Here is a 16,784-nt window from a genome sequence, read left to right on the forward strand (position 1 = left end):
TTAACGGTCAGAAAAGATTAATCTTTGTCCGCCGGGCTCAGGGTCACGGAGGAGAGGTAGTTCAGCAGGGCGATATCGTTATCTACACCCAGCTTCATCATCGCGGATTTCTTCTGGCTGCTGATGGTTTTAATACTGCGGTTCAGCTTCTTGGCAATCTCGGTGACGAGGAAACCTTCGGCGAACAGACGCAGCACTTCGCTCTCTTTCGGTGACAGTCGCTTGTCGCCGTAGCCGCCAGCGCTGATCTTCTCCAGCAGGCGAGAGACGCTCTCCGGGGTAAACTTCTTCCCTTTCTGCAGCGAGGCCAGCGCTTTCGGCAGGTCGGCTGGCGCACCCTGTTTCAGGACAATCCCTTCGATATCCAGCTCCAGCACTGCGCTGAGGATGGCCGGGTTGTTGTTCATGGTCAGCACGATCACCGACAGGTTCGGGAAGTGGCGCTTGATGTATTTAATCAGGGTAATACCGTCGCCATATTTATCACCGGGCATGGAGAGGTCGGTGATCAGGACATGCGCATCCAGTTTGGGCAGGTTATTGATAAGCTGTGTTGAGTCTTCAAATTCACCGACTACATTCACCCACTCGATCTGTTCAAGTGACTTGCGAATACCGAACAGTACAATCGGATGGTCATCGGCAATAATTACGTTCATATTGTTCATGTATAAGGCTACCTTGCTACAGCAAGCTTTTGACGTAGGCGTCAATGTCGCTGATGTATTTTTCTATGCCTGAAACATCTTTCTCTCGAATTAAATGTTCCAGCGTTTCACATAATTGCTTGCCGGGAACCAAATTTAGCATGGCAAACACCCCTTTGAGGCGGTGCGCTGTCTGTGCCAGCGCCGCGAAATCGCTTACAGCCGCTTCAGTATACAACCTCTTAACATCGTCGGGTACTGTATCGACAAACAGGGCATAATAGCCGCTGGCATGCAGTTCGGCATTTTCATTTCCGCCCATTGGTGAGGGAGAGACCTCATCCTGCGCCAGCTGTTCTTCGATAAGCTGCAGTATCGCTTCCTGCATGGCAGTACTGATATTAAAGTTCACCCGCAGCTGGCCTGGGCCAATTTTCTGCACGGCGGCCTCATCATCGCTTAAAAGCAAGCCCGAGGCTGTAAGATTAGACGGATTATCCGTCAGGAACAGATCGTATTCTTGACTTATTAGCCTTTCATCAGGCGTGATGCAGCTTGCCCCCCAATTTTCCAGCTGGCGAACCACGATATGGCGAATTTCGTTGGAGGTAATGTCGATCATCGCCACTACGTCGTCCAGCAGCTTCTCTTCGGATTCAACATCCTGTGCCTGGGCCGCCATCTTCACATGCAGCGTATAGCGGGTGCCTAAGCTTTCGCGTGCTTTAATGTTCAGATGTCCGCCGAGCTTACGCGCCAGCTGATCGCACAGCCAGAAGGTGAGGGCGTTGGCTTTGCCGTAGCGATCGCTCTGGGTATCGTTAAGGAACGGGAAGTGCAGGTTGTCCACCTCGCTGGCCGTGACCCCCTCGCCGGTATCGAGAATACGGAAAGTCAGGCGATCGTCCGCCGACTCATCGGTATCGACCTCAAGAGTAATTTTGCCGATCTGCGTGGTGGTCACCGCGTACTGGATCAGCATCAGCAGGATGCGCCTCAGCGCCTCGCGATCGCCGTGCCGCTCTTCGTTAGCGGGCAGGTTATTATTGATCAGCAGCTGCAGGCCTTTACGCTTGATGGTCGGCAGCACCTGGGGCACCACTTCATCAATCAGATCCTGAATCGAGAACTGGGTCAGCGTTCCTTTCCAGCTGTCGGTCTCCAGCATGTTTGCCAGCTGAATATCCTCTACCAGCTGCACCAGCGTCTGGGCGTGCTGCGCCAGATGATGGCTCTCATCGCTGTCGATGGCTGCGGCTTCTCCGGCAAGAGCCTGCATCGGCAGGCGGAGCGCATCGCCGATATGATGCATAAACGCCGAGCGGCCCTGCTGGTTTTTCTCATACAGACGCTGGGCCTGCTTGAGCTTTTTATTCACCAGTACCTCACGGTCCTGATCGCGAATAATAAAGATCTGCGTTCTCGGCACCACCTGACTGCGGAACTGGCGGATCTCATACAGTTCGTTGTTGACCGTCGCCTGGATCACGCCCTGGTGCTGATCCGCCATGCTGGTGATGTTTTGCAGGTTCAGATGCGGCAGCAGGTGATCGGCAATCTTGTTGCTAATCACCGTCCGGTTGGCCTCCTGGTCGTGCACCAGCAGCCCCAGCGGCAGCACGGAGACAATCTCTTCGTTCAGGGCGCGCAGCAGGCGCAGCTCGTTATTGGCACCCGGCGAGGACTGACCGTCAAGCTGGCGGCCCGGCTGATGGCGGAAGGTGGTAAAGCCAAACAGCGCCAGCGCCAGCAGGCCAACGTTGAGCAGCAGCGGCAGAACGATATTCTGTAGCGTCTCCAGCAGCAGGGTACCGAAAGGCACCTGCCACACCAGGCGCATATCCGTCGAGTTCAGCGAGGAGGAGATCTCAATCTTCGCCCCGCTAAAGTTGATCGAAACGCTGTCCGCCGTCTCTTTGTCCGAGGTACGCAGGGGAGCAGGGCCGTTGTCCGCTTCGAGGCGGAAGCTGTCCATCGGCATACCGGGAGGAATGAGGTCGTTAATCGGCAGATCGAACGCCACCACCGTCGCCAGATGGCCTGGCTGGTTAAAGGTGGTGCGCAGGGTAAAGTAGTAGCCGTTTTGCCAGCTCAGGCTGCGCAGCGGAGAGAAGCTCTCCCGCTCGTCGAGGGCGTTAGCCTGCTGCAGCATCTCTGCCCGGCGAGAGTCGACGATATTATCGATGGTCGACTCCTTGAAGCCCGAAGAGAGATCCTTCAGCGGCAGGGTCGAGACCAGGATCATGCTGTTATCCTGGCCGTTAAGATAGTACATCGACCAGGGCACGGTCTCCGCGCCCCAAAGGGTATCGAGATAGGTCGAGATGCGCTGCGTCATCTCAAGAGTAGAGCTGTCGTGTGAGCCAAAGATCAGCGCTTCGGTTTTACGCCGCGGCTTCTCAAGGTAGTAGACGTCCTGCTTTAAACGCGTCTCCTGCAGACCGTCTGCGGGTGCGGCAGGCGCGGCGGCGATATTGTCGTAGATCTGCCACGTCGCATAGCGCCAGGTATCGACCCGCTTGTGCATCGCATGGGTGATGTCGACGATTTGATAGCTCTTATCCTTCAGCCATGCATTGACGGCGCTTTGCACCATGACGCCCAGGGTGACCAACAGAACGATAATCAGTAATAGAAAGAAACGGGTAATGTTGCCTGGTATCAGGGAAAACTTGCCAGGGATCATGCTGTCGGATCGACTCATCAGTGTGTCATCAGGCTGGTAAAAGTTAAGCTACTGGGTGGCGTACAGCAGGCAGTATAAAGGGTAATGCATGAATTTCCAGACTCTCTTCACCTCGGAAGCGGAACAAAACGCCAAAAACGCTATTTCAGCATAGCGAAACGGCAAACCTGTACAGGCTTTAAGCGATGGTATAAATATTCAACGAGAAGTGCGGGGAAATTGTACGAAATAACAAGATATTGTCGGAGCTTCACCTGGAGCACATTTTGTTTACTTTCCGTGATCATTAGTTAATAGTCGTTATGATTTCGGCACGGTAGCACATAATTGCGCAGTCAACGTAAAGAAAGGTAAAAAAAAGCCGAATGCAGAGCATTCGGCGAGAATTGGGGTAAACGGACATTCAGAGTCGAATGACGGTAATAAATAAAAGTTAATGATGATAGCGAGAGTTATTTTAGTAGCCCATCCACGATTTGTTTTGTCTTTCAGTGCTATGCTTTAAAAATCTTATAACTCATTGTTTTTTAACTGAGAAAATTATTTTTTGATTATTAGTGCGATATTTTTTAGCCATTGGTGCTGAAAAAAGTTCCCCAAAATTTACAAAATGAAACACCTATCACCCTCCCTGAAACATATTAAAAGTTTTAGTAGCATTTTCTTGTTGGATTATTCTGTATTTTTTAGGAGAATGGCTGAGCCGACTGATTTGACGCTCAATCAGTAAGCAGTGGCAACTATAAAAAGCATATAAATGAGGGTTAATAACATGAAAGTTAAAGTACTGTCCCTCCTGGTACCGGCTCTGCTGGTAGCAGGCGCAGCGAATGCGGCTGAAATTTACAACAAAGACGGCAACAAATTAGACCTCTACGGTAAAGTTGACGGCCTGCACTATTTCTCTGATGACGACGGTAGCGATGGCGACCAGACCTACATGCGTCTCGGCTTCAAAGGCGAAACCCAGGTTAACGACCAGATCACCGGCTACGGCCAGTGGGAATACCAGGTGCAGGGCAACACCGCTGAAAGCGAAAACCAGTCCTGGACCCGTCTGGCGTTTGCTGGTCTGAAATTCGGCGATGCGGGCTCTTTCGACTACGGTCGTAACTACGGCGTAACCTATGACGTTACTGCCTGGACCGACGTTCTGCCTGAGTTCGGCGGCGACACCTACGGTGCCGACAACTTCCTGCAGTCCCGCGCGAACGGCGTGGCGACCTACCGCAGCACCGACTTCTTCGGCCTGGTTGACGGCCTGAACTTTGCTCTGCAGTACCAGGGCAAAAACGGCAGCGTCAGCGGCGAAGACGAATCTGGCGGTCGTAGCCTCCTGCGCCAGAACGGCGACGGCTACGGCGGCTCTCTGACCTATGATATGGGCGAAGGCTTCAGCGTGGGTGGTGCGATCACTACCTCTAAGCGTACGGCTGACCAGAACGCAGATGGCGTCTATGGCGACGGCGACCGTGCTACCGTTTACACCGGCGGTCTGAAATACGACGCGAATAACCTGTACCTGGCAGCACAGTACTCCCAGACCTACAACGCAACCCGTTTCGGTTCTCGTGGTGATGATCAGCCTGCATACGGTTTCGCTAACAAAGCGCAGAACTTCGAAGTGGTTGCTCAGTATCAGTTCGACTTCGGCCTGCGTCCGTCCATTGCTTACCTGAAGTCTGAAGGTAAAGACATCAACGGCAACGGTGTCGGTGGCCCTGACTACGGCAACCAGGATCTGCTGGAGTACGTCGACGTTGGCGCGACTTACTACTTCAACAAAAACATGTCTACCTACGTTGACTACAAAATCAACCTGCTGGATGACAACGACTTCACCCGCCAGGCTGGTGTTAGCACCGATGATATCGTAGCTCTGGGTCTGGTTTACCAGTTCTAAGTCGTTACATACATACGTGCATGAAGGGGCCGCGCTGGCCCCTTTTTTTATCGATTCTTTTCTGGACAGACACACTTTTGGTGTACGCTTGCGCGCATTGCGTAAGGGAATCATTGCTATGGATACCACTTTTTTTCGCGCCGCCCTGCTGGCGCTTACCCTGATCCTCACCGGCTGCGATCCGACGCCGCCCGCGCCGCAGCCTGGCGCTGCCGTTACCGTGCTGGAAGGCAAAACCATGGGCACCTCCTGGCGCGTCAGCGTTGTAGATAGGGATAAAGCCGAGACCGATGCCCTACGGGAAAAAATCACCGCCCAGCTCGACGCTGATGACATGCTGCTCTCGACCTGGAAGAGCGACTCAGCCCTGAGCCGCTTTAACGCCTCCACCAGCACCACGCCGTGGCCGGTTGACGCCGCGATGGCAGACATTGTTACCCTCGCGCTGCGTATTGGCATCAAAACCGACAGCGCCATGGACATCACCATAGGCCCGCTGGTTAACCTGTGGGGGTTTGGCCCGGATAAACAGCCCAATACGACGCCGACGCCAGCGCAGATTGAGGCAGCAAAAATGCGCGTGGGCCTGCAACACCTGGCGGTCTCTTATCAGGCCGGGCAGCAGTTTTTGCAGAAGGATATTCCCGACCTCTATGTCGATCTCTCCACGGTGGGCGAGGGCTACGCAGCCGATCACCTGGCGCGGCTGATGGAGGAGGAGGGGATCCCGCGCTATCTGGTGTCGGTAGGCGGCGCGCTGGTGAGCAGGGGTATGAACGGTGAAGGCAAACCCTGGCGAGTGGCGATCCAGAAGCCGACCGACCGTGAGAACGCGGTGCAGGCGGTGGTGGACATTAATGGACACGGCATTAGCACCTCCGGCAGCTACCGCAACTACTATGAGCTGGACGGCAAACGCCTGTCACACGTTATCGATCCGCATACCGGGCATCCTATCGATCATAACCTGGTGTCAGTGACGGTGATCGCCCCGACGGCGCTGGAGGCCGATACGTGGGATACCGGCCTGATGGTGCTGGGCCCGCAGAAGGCTCGCGAGGTGGCGATGCGTGAGGGGCTGGCGATCTATATGATCACCAAAGAGGGGGATACCTTTACGCCCTGGATGTCGCCGCAGTTTGCCGCCTTTTTGCAGAGCAAATAAAATTAAAGCGCAAGATTTCAGGTGAAGGTAGCCTGGCCCCAGGGCATAGTCGGGCTAAGCTAAATAGAGGAGCCTGATATGAGCGTAACAACCTTTATTGAAGACGAGCACCGCTGGCAGGCGGTGCTCGAGCGGCGCGCGGACGTGGACGATCGCTTCGTCTTTGCCGTCATGACCACCGGCATCTTTTGCCGCCCCTCGTGTCGGGCGCGTCACGCCCTGCGCGAAAACGTGCGCTTCTTTCCCGATGCACAGGCGGCGCAGCAGGCAGGGTTTCGTCCCTGCAAGCGCTGCCAGCCTGACAGACCCGCAGACAAGCACAGCCTGGCGCAAAAAATTACCGCCGCCTGCCGTCTGCTGGAGCAGGAGACGCCGATAACCCTGGAGATGCTGGCGCAACATGTGGGCCTTAGCCCGTACCATCTTCACCGCCAGTTTAAAGCCGCTACCGGCATGACGCCCAAAGCCTGGCAGCAGGCCGCCCGGGCGAAGCGCCTGCGCAGCGCGCTGCCCCACAGCGCAACCATTACCGATGCGGTACTGGCCGCCGGTTTCCCGGACAGCGGCAGCTACTACCGCAAGGCGGATGCGTCGCTGGGTATGACGGCTCGCCAGTATCGTCAGGGCGGGGAGGGGACGGCGATTCGCTATGCGTTAACGCACTCTACGCTGGGCCGCTGCCTGGTAGCCGAGAGCGAGCGCGGCATCTGCGCGATCCTGCTGGCCGACTGCGACTCACTGCTCACCGCCGAGCTGCACACGATGTTCCCGCAGGCTCAGCTTATGCAGGACGACGCTGAATTTAGTACCCGCGTTGCCGAGGTGGTGACGACGATTGAAAATCCCGCCCGCCCGCTGGCCCTGCCGCTGGATCTGCGCGGCACCGCATTTCAGATGCAGGTCTGGCAGGCGCTGCAGGCGATCCCGGCAGGGGAGACCGTCAGCTATCGCACTGTTGCCAGCGCCATCGGCAAGCCGCAGGCGATCCGCGCCGTAGCCAGCGCCTGTGCGGCTAACCGCCTGGCGATCGTGATCCCCTGTCATCGCGTGGTGCGTGGGGATGGCATGCTCTCTGGCTACCGCTGGGGAGCTGCGCGCAAGGCACAGCTGCTGGCGCGCGAGTCGTTAAAAGAGGAGTCATAATGCTCGATCTGTTTGCCGATGCTGAACCCTGGCAGGAGCCACTCGCGCCGGGGGCCACCATCCTGCGTCGCTTTGCCTTTGCCGACGCCGATGCGCTGCTGGCCGACATCAACGCAGTCGCCAGCCAGTCGCCGTTTCGCCAGATGGTCACCCCCGGCGGCTATACCATGTCGGTGGCGATGACCAACTGTGGCCGCCTGGGCTGGACGACCGACGCGCGCGGCTACCGCTATGCACCCGGCGATCCGCTCACCGGCCAGCCGTGGCCTGCTATGCCCTCCACCTTTGCCTCGCTGTGTCAGCACGCGTCGGCGGCGGCAGGCTACAGCGATTTTCAGCCGGATGCCTGCCTCATCAACCGCTACCTGCCGGGAGCTAAGCTCTCTCTGCATCAGGATAAAGACGAGCCGGATCTGCAAGCGCCCATCGTTTCGGTCTCGCTGGGCCTGCCTGCTGTTTTCCAGTTCGGCGGCAGCCGACGCAGCGATCCGCTCAAGCGCCTGCTGCTGGAGCATGGCGACGTGGTGGTGTGGGGCGGCCCGTCCCGGCTCTTCTACCACGGCATACAACCGCTTAAGCCAGGTCAGCATCCCGCGACCGGGGAATGCCGCTATAACTTAACCTTCCGCCGGGCAGGTAATTAAGAATATAAATCAGAATTATTCTTGATTCGGAGCAACAGCAGTTTACACTGCGGGCTGATTTTTCTTGCCGGATCGCTCTCATGGAACTTCTTCTTCTTGTCTGGCGGCAGTACCGCTGGCCTTTTATTGCCGTCATCCTGTTGACCCTGCTCAGCGCGGCGCTTGGCATCGGCCTCATTGCCTTTATCAACGCGCGGCTCATCGAGAATGTGGATATCTCCCTGACGGTACTGCCGGAGTTTCTCGGCCTGCTGCTGCTGCTGATGGCGGTGACCCTCGGCTCGCAGCTGGCGCTGACCGCGCTCGGCCATCACTTTGTCTATCGCCTGCGGGGCGAGTTCATCAAGCGCATCCTCGACACCCAGGTAGAGCGCGTGGAGCAGTTAGGCAACGCCGCGCTGCTGGCCGCGTTGACCAGCGACGTGCGTAACATCACCATCGCCTTTGTGCGTCTGCCGGAGCTGGTGCAGGGGATCATCCTCACCGCCGGATCGGCCGCCTACCTGGGCTGGCTCTCTGGCAAAATGCTGCTGGTCACCGCCCTGTGGATGGCGATCACCATCTGGGGCGGCTTTGTGCTGGTGTCGCGGGTCTATAAGCATTTAGCGAGACTGCGTGAAACCGAAGACAAGCTGCACCATGACTATCAGACGGTGCTGGAGGGGCGTAAAGAGCTGACCCTCAACCGCGAGCGTGCCGAGGCGATCTTTAACAACGCCTACCTGCCGGATGCCCAAGAATATCGCCACCATATTATTCGCGCCGATACTTTCCACCTCAGCGCGGTTAACTGGTCAAACATCATGATGCTGGGGGCGATTGGCCTGGTGTTCTGGATGGCTAACGGCCTTGGCTGGGCGGATACCAACGTCGCGGCAACCTTCTCCCTGACCGTGCTGTTCCTGCGCACGCCGCTGCTGTCGGCGGTGGGGGCGCTGCCGACCCTGCTCAGCGCCCAGGTGGCGTTCAACAAGCTTAAGCAGTTCTCGCTTGCGCCCTATAACCCTGCGTTCCCACGCCCGACCGCCTTTAGCGGCTGGCAGACCCTGGAGCTGCGCGACGTTACCTTTACCTATCAGGAGGGCGCTTTCTCCGTTGGGCCGATTAATCTGACCCTGAAGCGCGGCGAGCTGGTGTTCCTGATCGGCGGCAACGGCAGCGGGAAATCAACCCTGGCGATGCTGCTGACCGGTCTCTATCAGCCGGTGTCGGGCACCATTCTGATCGACGGCCAGCCGCTGGCCGCCGGGCGTGAAGAGGACTACCGCAAGCTCTTCTCGGCAGTGTTTACCGACGTCTGGCTGTTTGATCAGCTGATTGGCCCGCAAGGGAAGCAGGCGGATCCGGCTATCGTCGACAGATGGCTGGCGCAGCTGAAGATGACCCACAAGCTGGAGCTGGATAACGGCAAGATCCTTAACCTCAAGCTGTCGAAAGGGCAGAAGAAGCGCGTGGCCCTGCTGCTGGCGCTGGCAGAGGAGCGCGATATCATCCTGCTGGATGAGTGGGCCGCCGATCAGGATCCGCACTTCCGCCGCGAGTTTTACCAGACGATCCTGCCGCTGATGCAGGCCGAAGGCAAAACCATTTTTGCTATTAGTCACGACGACCACTACTTTATACATGCCGATCGTCTGCTGGAGATGCGCAGTGGCGTACTCTCAGAGCTGACAGGAGAAGAACGAACGCTCGCGTCCCGCGACGCCGTTTCACGCACCGCATAAGGATAAAGGATAAGGAGTCGTTAATGTCCGCCACCCCTAAAAATAGCGCCCGCCTTCGCGACGAGGAGCGGGCGCGCCTCATCTGGCTGTTGAATACCAACAGCGCCATCACCTCGCAGATCCTCGGCAAGCTGACCCTGGTTGAGCAGTTCGACGGCAGCGCGCTAAATGATGATATTGCCGAAGTTGGCGTGCTGGTCTCCCATCTCCCGGCCCCGGACCTGGCGGATACGCTGGAGGCGCTGCCCACCGAGGAGCGCCGGGCGCTGTGGCGTCTGGTTGACGATCTCAAGCGCGGCGACATCCTGCTGGAGGCCTCGGACAGCGTGCGCGAGGATCTGATCGAGGAGATGAGCGACAAGGCGCTGCTGGAGGCGCTGCGCGGGCTGGATATCGACGAGCAGATCTATCTGGTTAAGCGCCTGCCGCGTAACCTGACCGGGCGGCTGGTGGCCTCGCTGCCGCCGGACGATCGTGCTCGCGTGCATCAGGTGATGAGCTACGAGCAGAACAGCGTGGGTGCGCTGATGGAGTTTGAGGTGATCACCGTCCGCCCGGACGTCACCCTGGAGACGGTGCAGCGCTATCTGCATCGCCTCGGCAGCATGCCGCAGAACACCGATAAGCTGTTTGTGACCGATCGCGATGCGCTGCTGCTGGGCGAGCTGCCGCTGCAAACCATCCTGCTCAATGATACCCAGACGCTGGTTAGCGAGGTGATGGAGGCCGATCCCGTCACCTTCTCGCCCCATGACGATGCCGAGAAGACCGCCCGCACCTTTGAGCGTGACAACCTGGTGAGTGCGCCGGTGGTCAACCCCGACGGCAAGCTGCTGGGACGCGTGACCATCGATGAGATCGTTAACGTGGTGTACGAGGAGAGCGATAACGACATGCGGCTGATGGGCGGTCTCAGCCCGGAGGAGGATGTTTTTGCCCCGGTCGGCAAAGCGGTCAAGAACCGCTGGGCGTGGCTGGCGATCAACCTTTGCACCGCCTTTATCGCCTCACGGGTAATCGATGGCTTCGAGCATACCATCTCCCAGCTGGTGGCCCTGGCCTCGCTGATGCCTATCGTCGCCGGAATCGGCGGCAATACCGGCAACCAGACCATCACCATGATCGTGCGCGCGCTGGCGCTACAGAATATTCAACCGGGGAACTACCGTTTTCTCATCTTCCGTGAGCTGGGCGTAGCGCTGATCAATGGCCTGGTGTGGGGCGGGATTATGGGCGGCGTGACCTGGTGGCTCTATGACGACATGGCCCTCGGCGGGGTGATGACCCTGGCGATGGTGCTAAACCTGCTGCTGGCCGCCACCATGGGGGTGCTGATCCCGATGATCATGGTACGGCTGGGGCGCGACCCGGCGGTCGGCTCCAGCGTGATGATCACCGCCCTGACGGACACGGGCGGCTTCTTTATTTTTCTGGGTCTGGCGACGATTTTTCTGCTGTAGCGCGTTTTTTACGGTTAAAGACCGGGGGCAGCAGGAACATCAGCGCTACGCCGGCTACGACGCCAATCGCCAGGTTCCCGGTGGTGACGGTGGCAATCACCGTTACCAGCATCACCAGCGTCTCGGCTACCGGGGCGCGTTTGAGCTGCGCAGGCTGAATGCTGTGCCAGTTGAAGGTCTTCACTGCCACAATCACCATGATCCCGGCCAGCACCGCCATTGGGATCTTCGCCATCACGTTGCTCAGCGCGGTGACCAGCAGCAGCAACACCAGCCCCGCCGCGACGGTCGAGACGCGGCTGCGCCCTTTACCCATCTCAACGTTGACAATGGTCTGGCCGATCATCGCGCAGCCCGCAATCCCACCGTAAAAGCCCGCCAGAATGTTAGCGATGCCAAGACCCGCGCTCTCGCGGCCCTTGTTTGACGGCGTTTCGGTGAGATCGTCCACCAGCTTCGCTGTCAGCAGCGACTCCATCAAGCCGACAAAGGCGATGCTCAGCGCGCAGGGCCAGATGATGCTCAGCGTGGACAGGTTGAGCGGCACCAGCCACTGGGTCAGGCCGGGTAGGCCACCCTGCATCGGACCTTCATCGCCCACCACCGGCAGGATCTGCCCGGAGAAGACGGTAAACAGGGTCAGCACCACGATGGCGACCAGCGGGGAGGGAATGCTCTTCAGCACCTTCGGCAGCCAGAGCACAATCAGGATCGTCAGGACAAACAGCCCCAGGATCAGCGGATCGCGGGTCCAGAAGTGGGGCACCTGCGCAAAGAAGATCAGGATCCCGAGGGCGTTAACAAAGCCGGTCATGACGGTGTGCGGAATAAAGCGCATCAGGCGCGCCATCCCCGTCAGGCCAAAGACAATCTGTATCACCCCGGCCAGTAAAACGGCGGGCAGGATGTACTCCACGCCGTGCTGGTGCACCATCGGGCCGATCACCAGCGCCACGGAGCCTGCGGCAGCCGTGACCATCGCCGGGCGGCCCCCAAGGAAGGACATGCCCAGGCAGAGCACCACGGAGGCGATCAGGCTCACGGTCGGGTCGACGCCTGCGATCACCGAGAAGGAGATCACTTCCGGGATCAGCGCCAGGGCGGTCATCACCCCCGCCAGAGTTTCACGCATTAGCAGGGACGGCGAGCGCAACACCGTGGCAACGCTTCCCGCTTGTACAGGAGTTAAAGCTTTTTGGGCATCAGGCATAGAATTTCACAGAGTCAAAGCGGACGGAAAGTGTGCAGTGTAGCAAAGCGAAGAATAGTAGCGGCGCGGCGCAGGAGATACCAGTTTTTTTGTCATAGCCGTTATAAAAATCTAACTTTTTGTTAACATCTATCAACTTGCTGTGTACTATCTCAACAATATTTAAATTCTCGGATGAGGGTGGTAGGTTAGTTGTCCGGGTAATTTCACTCCAATAAATTCCAATAAAGCAGTACTAATTGTAGGGCATTATCATTATGAAAAAAATGCGTGCCGTGCTCTCTTCTGTGGCTACGGGTAGTCGCGCTGCCTCACGGACAGGGAAGGCCACTGCGGCGAAGAAGCGAGAAACTGATGTACTCCTCCTGGGTGGCGGCATTATGAGCGCTACGCTGGGAACCTATCTGCAGGCGCTGGAACCAACGTGGTCGATGACCATGATTGAACGCCTGGATGAAGTCGCAAAGGAGAGCTCCGAGGGCTGGAACAACGCCGGCACCGGGCACGCTGCATTAATGGAACTGAACTACACGCCGCGGAAGGCTGACGGCAGCGTAAGCATTGAGAAAGCCGTTGAGATCAATGAGGCGTTTCACCTCTCCCGCCAGTTCTGGGCGCATCAGGTGAAAGTGGGCGTGCTGAACAATCCCCGCTCCTTTATTAACACCGTGCCGCACATGAGCTTTGTGTGGGGCGAAGAGAACGTGAACTTCCTGCGCGCCCGCTACGCTGCGCTTCAGCAGAGCAACCTCTTCAGCGGCATTCGCTACAGCGAAGACCACGCGCAGATCAAACGCTGGGCCCCGCTGGTGATGGAAGGGCGTGACGCCAGGCAGAAAATTGCCGCCACCCGCACCGAGCTGGGGACGGACGTTAACTTCGGTGAGATCGCCCGTCAGCTGGTGGCCTCCCTACAGAAAAGCGACAGCTTCTCCCTTAACCTCAGCACCGAAGTGCGTGCCATCAAGCGCAACGCCGACGGTCGCTGGGCGGTGACCGTTGCCGACGTTAATCATCCCCGCAGCACGCGCACCATTGTGGCGAAGTTTGTCTTTATCGGCGCAGGCGGCGCGGCGCTGAAACTGTTACAAGAGTCGGGGATCCCGGAAGCGCGTGATTTCGCTGGCTTCCCGGTAGGCGGCCAGTTCCTGGTATCGGACAATCCAGAGGTGGTGAATCGCCATCTGGCGAAGGTCTATGGCCAGGCATCGGTTGGCGCGCCGCCGATGTCGGTTCCGCATATTGATACCCGCATCCTTAACGGCAAGCGCGTGCTGCTATTCGGACCGTTCGCTACCTTCTCCACCAAGTTCCTCAAGAACGGCTCCCTATGGGATCTGCCGCGTTCAACCACGCCGTCTAACCTGATGCCGATGGTGAAGGTGGGGCTGACCAACTTTAGCCTGGTGAAGTATCTGGTAGGGCAGGTGCTTCAGAGCGACGACGCGCGCTTTGCCGCCTTGCGGGAGTACTATCCGCAGGCGAAGAAAGAGGAGTGGCGTCTGTGGCAGGCGGGGCAGCGAGTGCAGATCATCAAGCGCGATCCGCTCCTGGGCGGGGTGCTGCGCCTCGGTACCGAAGTGGTAAGCGACCAGCAGGGCACCATTGCCGCACTGCTTGGCGCATCGCCGGGGGCCTCTACCGCCGCACCGATCATGCTGGAGCTAATGAAGAAGGTCTTTACAGCGCAGTTCGCTTCGCCCACATGGCAGGCGAAGCTGAAGGAGATGATCCCAAGCTTCGGCACGCAGCTCAATGGCAACGTCGAAGCGACCCAGCGCGTATTGCAGCAGACCAGTGACGTATTGGGCCTAACCTATGAGCAGCCGTCGATAGGTGATGTCGTTGCTGTGCCGAAAGTGCAAAAGCAGAAGCAGTCGCAGGTTGAGATTGAGGCGGTGACAGATTTGGCTTGATTTATAGAAACTGCGCTGGCCGTTGGGCCAGCGCAGCTCTACATATCAATGGCTTTACTTCACGTAACGTTGTTAATTTGAAGTCCACTACCATTATTACTCACTTCAACAGTAAATTTATTGCCAAATTGATCGTAAGCTGACAGTGAGGCAGTATCCGTTTTGTTGTCAAAACCCGAGTCACTAGGCGGTTTGATAACAGCATAGAAGTTAATGAAAATTATCTCGTTTGCTTCTTGATGTACAGTGACAGTTATTTTGAAAAAATATTTTCCCGCATCGTCATAGATTATTTCAAGGGTAGAGTCATAAGCGAGGTGGCCTTGATTTACTTTATTTTCAGTAGGAACAAAAGTTTCTTTTGTTTCCCAATCTTCATCATAAGCGATACCTCCTGCCGCAACATTGTCCCCATGTCGATAGAAAGGCTCATTTGATTGAACGCCGCTTGCCGCCTGAAAATTAACAATTCTAAAATAGCTATCATCAATTCTCAAACTCCAGGCGCTGACGGTTAGATCATCAACGCTATGTGAATAGTCGTAATTATACGAAAGTTTATCATCTTTCAATTTTATAACGACAGGCGTTGATGCTGAACCAGACTTGCCATATTTCTTAGGCGGATAGACATTCACCGAAACATAGCTTGGTTTACCAGTGGATGTCGTATTAGTTGTTATTTCTGTGCCGCTGGCGTCTATAAAAGAGATAAACAGCGCAACTTTTTCAGCTGCGTAATTGGCATTTATTGTGCTGTCGCTTGAAACATACAGGTCAAATTCATAGCTGCCGCTTTTGGGACTGGTGGCCGTTGGATTATCCTCTTCAGGAAGAGGTTTCACCTCAGCAGGCCTGTTTTCCTGATAAACATGGGTATATGCACCTTTATCCCCAACCTTAAGAAAAGACAGGTCTGCACCGGTTTGATAATCGATGAGGCTTACTGCGGCTTTACACTCATCTTGCGTAGGACCAGGCTGATTTGCATCAATAATGTTAAAAACTAACCTGACGGTGAGTTTAACCTGATGGTTGCCGTTGGCAAACAGGTAAGCTTGCGTGGTATCCGGATTATCAGTCCAGATTTTTACAGAGTAAACGGATGTTACGTTATCCCATGACATAATATTACCTCTCAAAAATAGAATTAATATTCAGCTCACACTTTTAACAAGAGCATCATCAGCGTTGGAAAAAGCGACGACATAGGCATTGTTCCCGAACTGGTCATAAACTCGGAGATAAACGTAGGTGCTTTTATCGATAATGTCACAGCTTTTTACTGTTGTTCTCGCACCAAGAAAAGTAATCTGGTTTTGCTGCTGGTGAACGGTAATATTCTCAGTAACGGCAATCATGCCATCTTCATCGGGGCGGACCGCTATTTTAGTGTCAAAATCTAACGTCAGCTCAGAATTATTGCATCTTACATTTGGGAAAAAAGCATTATAAAGGTGGTCATATTGCGGGTTACCTTGAATATACTCCCGATATCGGTAGTAAGGATTATGTACCACGCTTGAATCTGGCTCAGTGCAGCCATCAAAATAGAAAAGTTTAAAATAGGGGTCGTCTATATAAAATCGGATGACATGAAACTGATCGTTATCATGCTTATAGTGACCATCATCTACATCCCAGCAATCATCCTCGGCCACTTCAGTACTGGAATAGGTAATGCATGTACGGTTTTCACCTTTATTACCATAAAGCTTAGCCGGGTAGCACACGACAGAAGCGTATGTTGCAAAACCACCTTTATCTGCTACTGCCGAGGTATCTACAAAGATATCTTTTGCGGTGCCATCACTGCTTGTACCATGGTATTCAAGGGTCAGGGCCACGTTTTCAGAAAAGGTTTCAGCATTCACTGAAGATGGGCTGGAAACATAATAAGTAAGCACATTATTATAGACGCCATCATCTACATCACTCGCATCATCCGTGTCAACAGCCTGAGCATGATAGGGGTCATAGACTGCGGTATAACGGTTCCCATCTACAATGGTCAGATATTTCAGTGGCCCGGCATCCATATTATTAACGAGTGTTATTGCGCTGCGTACTTCATCGTCGGTAGGGCCCTCTGTAGTTCCTTCAATTAGATCAAAAATGATCCCCACATATAATTTCAGCCGATGATTATCGTTGACAAACAGGTGACCCTGCGTGGAGTCAGAGTAGTCTGTCCAAATCCTAATTGTGTTAACTGAACGGATATTATCCCATGACATAATTTATGACCTCGCAATAGTAAGCATTCGACAGGGGTAACAACGATTT

At 55.8% G+C, this 16,784-nt stretch carries 12 protein-coding genes; 7 read left to right on the forward strand and 5 right to left on the reverse strand.

The genetic code is table 11. The features are described 5' to 3' along the window. Positions 1–17: 17 nt before the first annotated feature. Complete coding sequence (gene rcsB, locus EV102420_RS04935; RefSeq protein ID WP_042389626.1) at positions 18–668, reverse strand: response regulator transcription factor RcsB; 651 nt, start codon at positions 666–668, stop codon at positions 18–20. Positions 669–684: 16 nt separating this feature from the next. Next, positions 685–3,351, reverse strand: coding sequence for a phosphotransferase RcsD (gene rcsD / locus EV102420_RS04940; protein ID WP_077776487.1), 2,667 nt, complete (start codon positions 3,349–3,351; stop codon positions 685–687). Positions 3,352–4,105: 754 nt separating this feature from the next. Here rcsD and EV102420_RS04945 point away from each other — a divergent pair. From EV102420_RS04945 to mgtE, 6 genes are all read left to right on the forward strand, one after another. Continuing rightward, positions 4,106–5,236, forward strand: a complete 1,131-nt coding sequence (locus EV102420_RS04945; protein WP_042389630.1) for a porin OmpC — start codon at positions 4,106–4,108, stop codon at positions 5,234–5,236. Positions 5,237–5,354: 118 nt separating this feature from the next. Further along, positions 5,355–6,401: an FAD:protein FMN transferase ApbE gene (gene apbE / locus EV102420_RS04950; protein ID WP_042389633.1), complete on the forward strand. Its 1,047-nt coding sequence runs from the start codon at positions 5,355–5,357 to the stop codon at positions 6,399–6,401. A gap of 78 nt (positions 6,402–6,479) precedes the next feature. Beyond that, positions 6,480–7,544, forward strand: a complete 1,065-nt coding sequence (ada, locus tag EV102420_RS04955; RefSeq protein WP_042389635.1) for a bifunctional DNA-binding transcriptional regulator/O6-methylguanine-DNA methyltransferase Ada — start codon at positions 6,480–6,482, stop codon at positions 7,542–7,544. Then, positions 7,544–8,188, forward strand: a complete 645-nt coding sequence (gene alkB, locus EV102420_RS04960; RefSeq protein ID WP_042389637.1) for a DNA oxidative demethylase AlkB — start codon at positions 7,544–7,546, stop codon at positions 8,186–8,188. Before ada ends, alkB begins: the two co-directional genes overlap by 1 nt. 80 nt (positions 8,189–8,268) lie before the next feature. Then, complete coding sequence (locus tag EV102420_RS04965; protein ID WP_042389638.1) at positions 8,269–9,912, forward strand: multidrug ABC transporter permease/ATP-binding protein; 1,644 nt, start codon at positions 8,269–8,271, stop codon at positions 9,910–9,912. Positions 9,913–9,935: 23 nt separating this feature from the next. Beyond that, the gene (mgtE, locus tag EV102420_RS04970) at positions 9,936–11,372 is read left to right on the forward strand and encodes a magnesium transporter (protein WP_042389640.1); all 1,437 of its coding nucleotides are present in this window, start codon (positions 9,936–9,938) and stop codon (positions 11,370–11,372) included. On the opposite strand, the gene EV102420_RS04975 is transcribed toward mgtE, so the two are convergent. Next, complete coding sequence (locus EV102420_RS04975) at positions 11,335–12,582, reverse strand: SulP family inorganic anion transporter (RefSeq protein WP_042389642.1); 1,248 nt, start codon at positions 12,580–12,582, stop codon at positions 11,335–11,337. The two genes, mgtE and EV102420_RS04975, sit on opposite strands and share 38 nt — an antisense overlap. 257 nt (positions 12,583–12,839) lie before the next feature. On the opposite strand from EV102420_RS04975, the gene mqo reads away from it, so the two are divergent. Further along, positions 12,840–14,498, forward strand: a complete 1,659-nt coding sequence (mqo, locus tag EV102420_RS04980; RefSeq protein WP_042389646.1) for a malate dehydrogenase (quinone) — start codon at positions 12,840–12,842, stop codon at positions 14,496–14,498. A 59-nt stretch (positions 14,499–14,557) separates the two neighbouring features. On the opposite strand, the gene EV102420_RS04985 is transcribed toward mqo, so the two are convergent. Next, positions 14,558–15,625: a hypothetical protein gene (locus tag EV102420_RS04985; protein ID WP_042389648.1), complete on the reverse strand. Its 1,068-nt coding sequence runs from the start codon at positions 15,623–15,625 to the stop codon at positions 14,558–14,560. A gap of 30 nt (positions 15,626–15,655) precedes the next feature. After that, entirely contained in the window at positions 15,656–16,735 is a 1,080-nt protein-coding gene (locus EV102420_RS04990) for a hypothetical protein (RefSeq protein ID WP_042389649.1), read from the reverse strand. Positions 16,736–16,784: the final 49 nt, after the last annotated feature.

It is taken from the genome of Pseudescherichia vulneris NBRC 102420 (genome assembly GCF_000759795.1).
In the GTDB taxonomy this organism is placed as follows: Bacteria; Pseudomonadota; Gammaproteobacteria; order Enterobacterales; family Enterobacteriaceae; genus Pseudescherichia; species Pseudescherichia vulneris.

Excerpts from the sequence above, each read along its gene's own strand:
- EV102420_RS04985 (WP_042389648.1), bottom strand. The coding sequence starts at position 15,625 with ATGTCATGGGATAACGTAACATCCGTTTACTCTGTAAAAATCTGGACT.
- alkB (WP_042389637.1), top strand. The coding sequence starts at position 7,544 with ATGCTCGATCTGTTTGCCGATGCTGAACCCTGGCAGGAGCCACTCGCG.
- mgtE (WP_042389640.1), top strand. The coding sequence starts at position 9,936 with ATGTCCGCCACCCCTAAAAATAGCGCCCGCCTTCGCGACGAGGAGCGG.
- EV102420_RS04990 (WP_042389649.1), bottom strand. The coding sequence starts at position 16,735 with ATGTCATGGGATAATATCCGTTCAGTTAACACAATTAGGATTTGGACA.
- EV102420_RS04965 (WP_042389638.1), top strand. The coding sequence starts at position 8,269 with ATGGAACTTCTTCTTCTTGTCTGGCGGCAGTACCGCTGGCCTTTTATT.
- EV102420_RS04975 (WP_042389642.1), bottom strand. The coding sequence starts at position 12,582 with ATGCCTGATGCCCAAAAAGCTTTAACTCCTGTACAAGCGGGAAGCGTT.
- EV102420_RS04945 (WP_042389630.1), top strand. The coding sequence starts at position 4,106 with ATGAAAGTTAAAGTACTGTCCCTCCTGGTACCGGCTCTGCTGGTAGCA.
- rcsB (WP_042389626.1), bottom strand. The coding sequence starts at position 668 with ATGAACAATATGAACGTAATTATTGCCGATGACCATCCGATTGTACTG.
- mqo (WP_042389646.1), top strand. The coding sequence starts at position 12,840 with ATGAAAAAAATGCGTGCCGTGCTCTCTTCTGTGGCTACGGGTAGTCGC.
- ada (WP_042389635.1), top strand. The coding sequence starts at position 6,480 with ATGAGCGTAACAACCTTTATTGAAGACGAGCACCGCTGGCAGGCGGTG.
- rcsD (WP_077776487.1), bottom strand. The coding sequence starts at position 3,351 with ATGAGTCGATCCGACAGCATGATCCCTGGCAAGTTTTCCCTGATACCA.
- apbE (WP_042389633.1), top strand. The coding sequence starts at position 5,355 with ATGGATACCACTTTTTTTCGCGCCGCCCTGCTGGCGCTTACCCTGATC.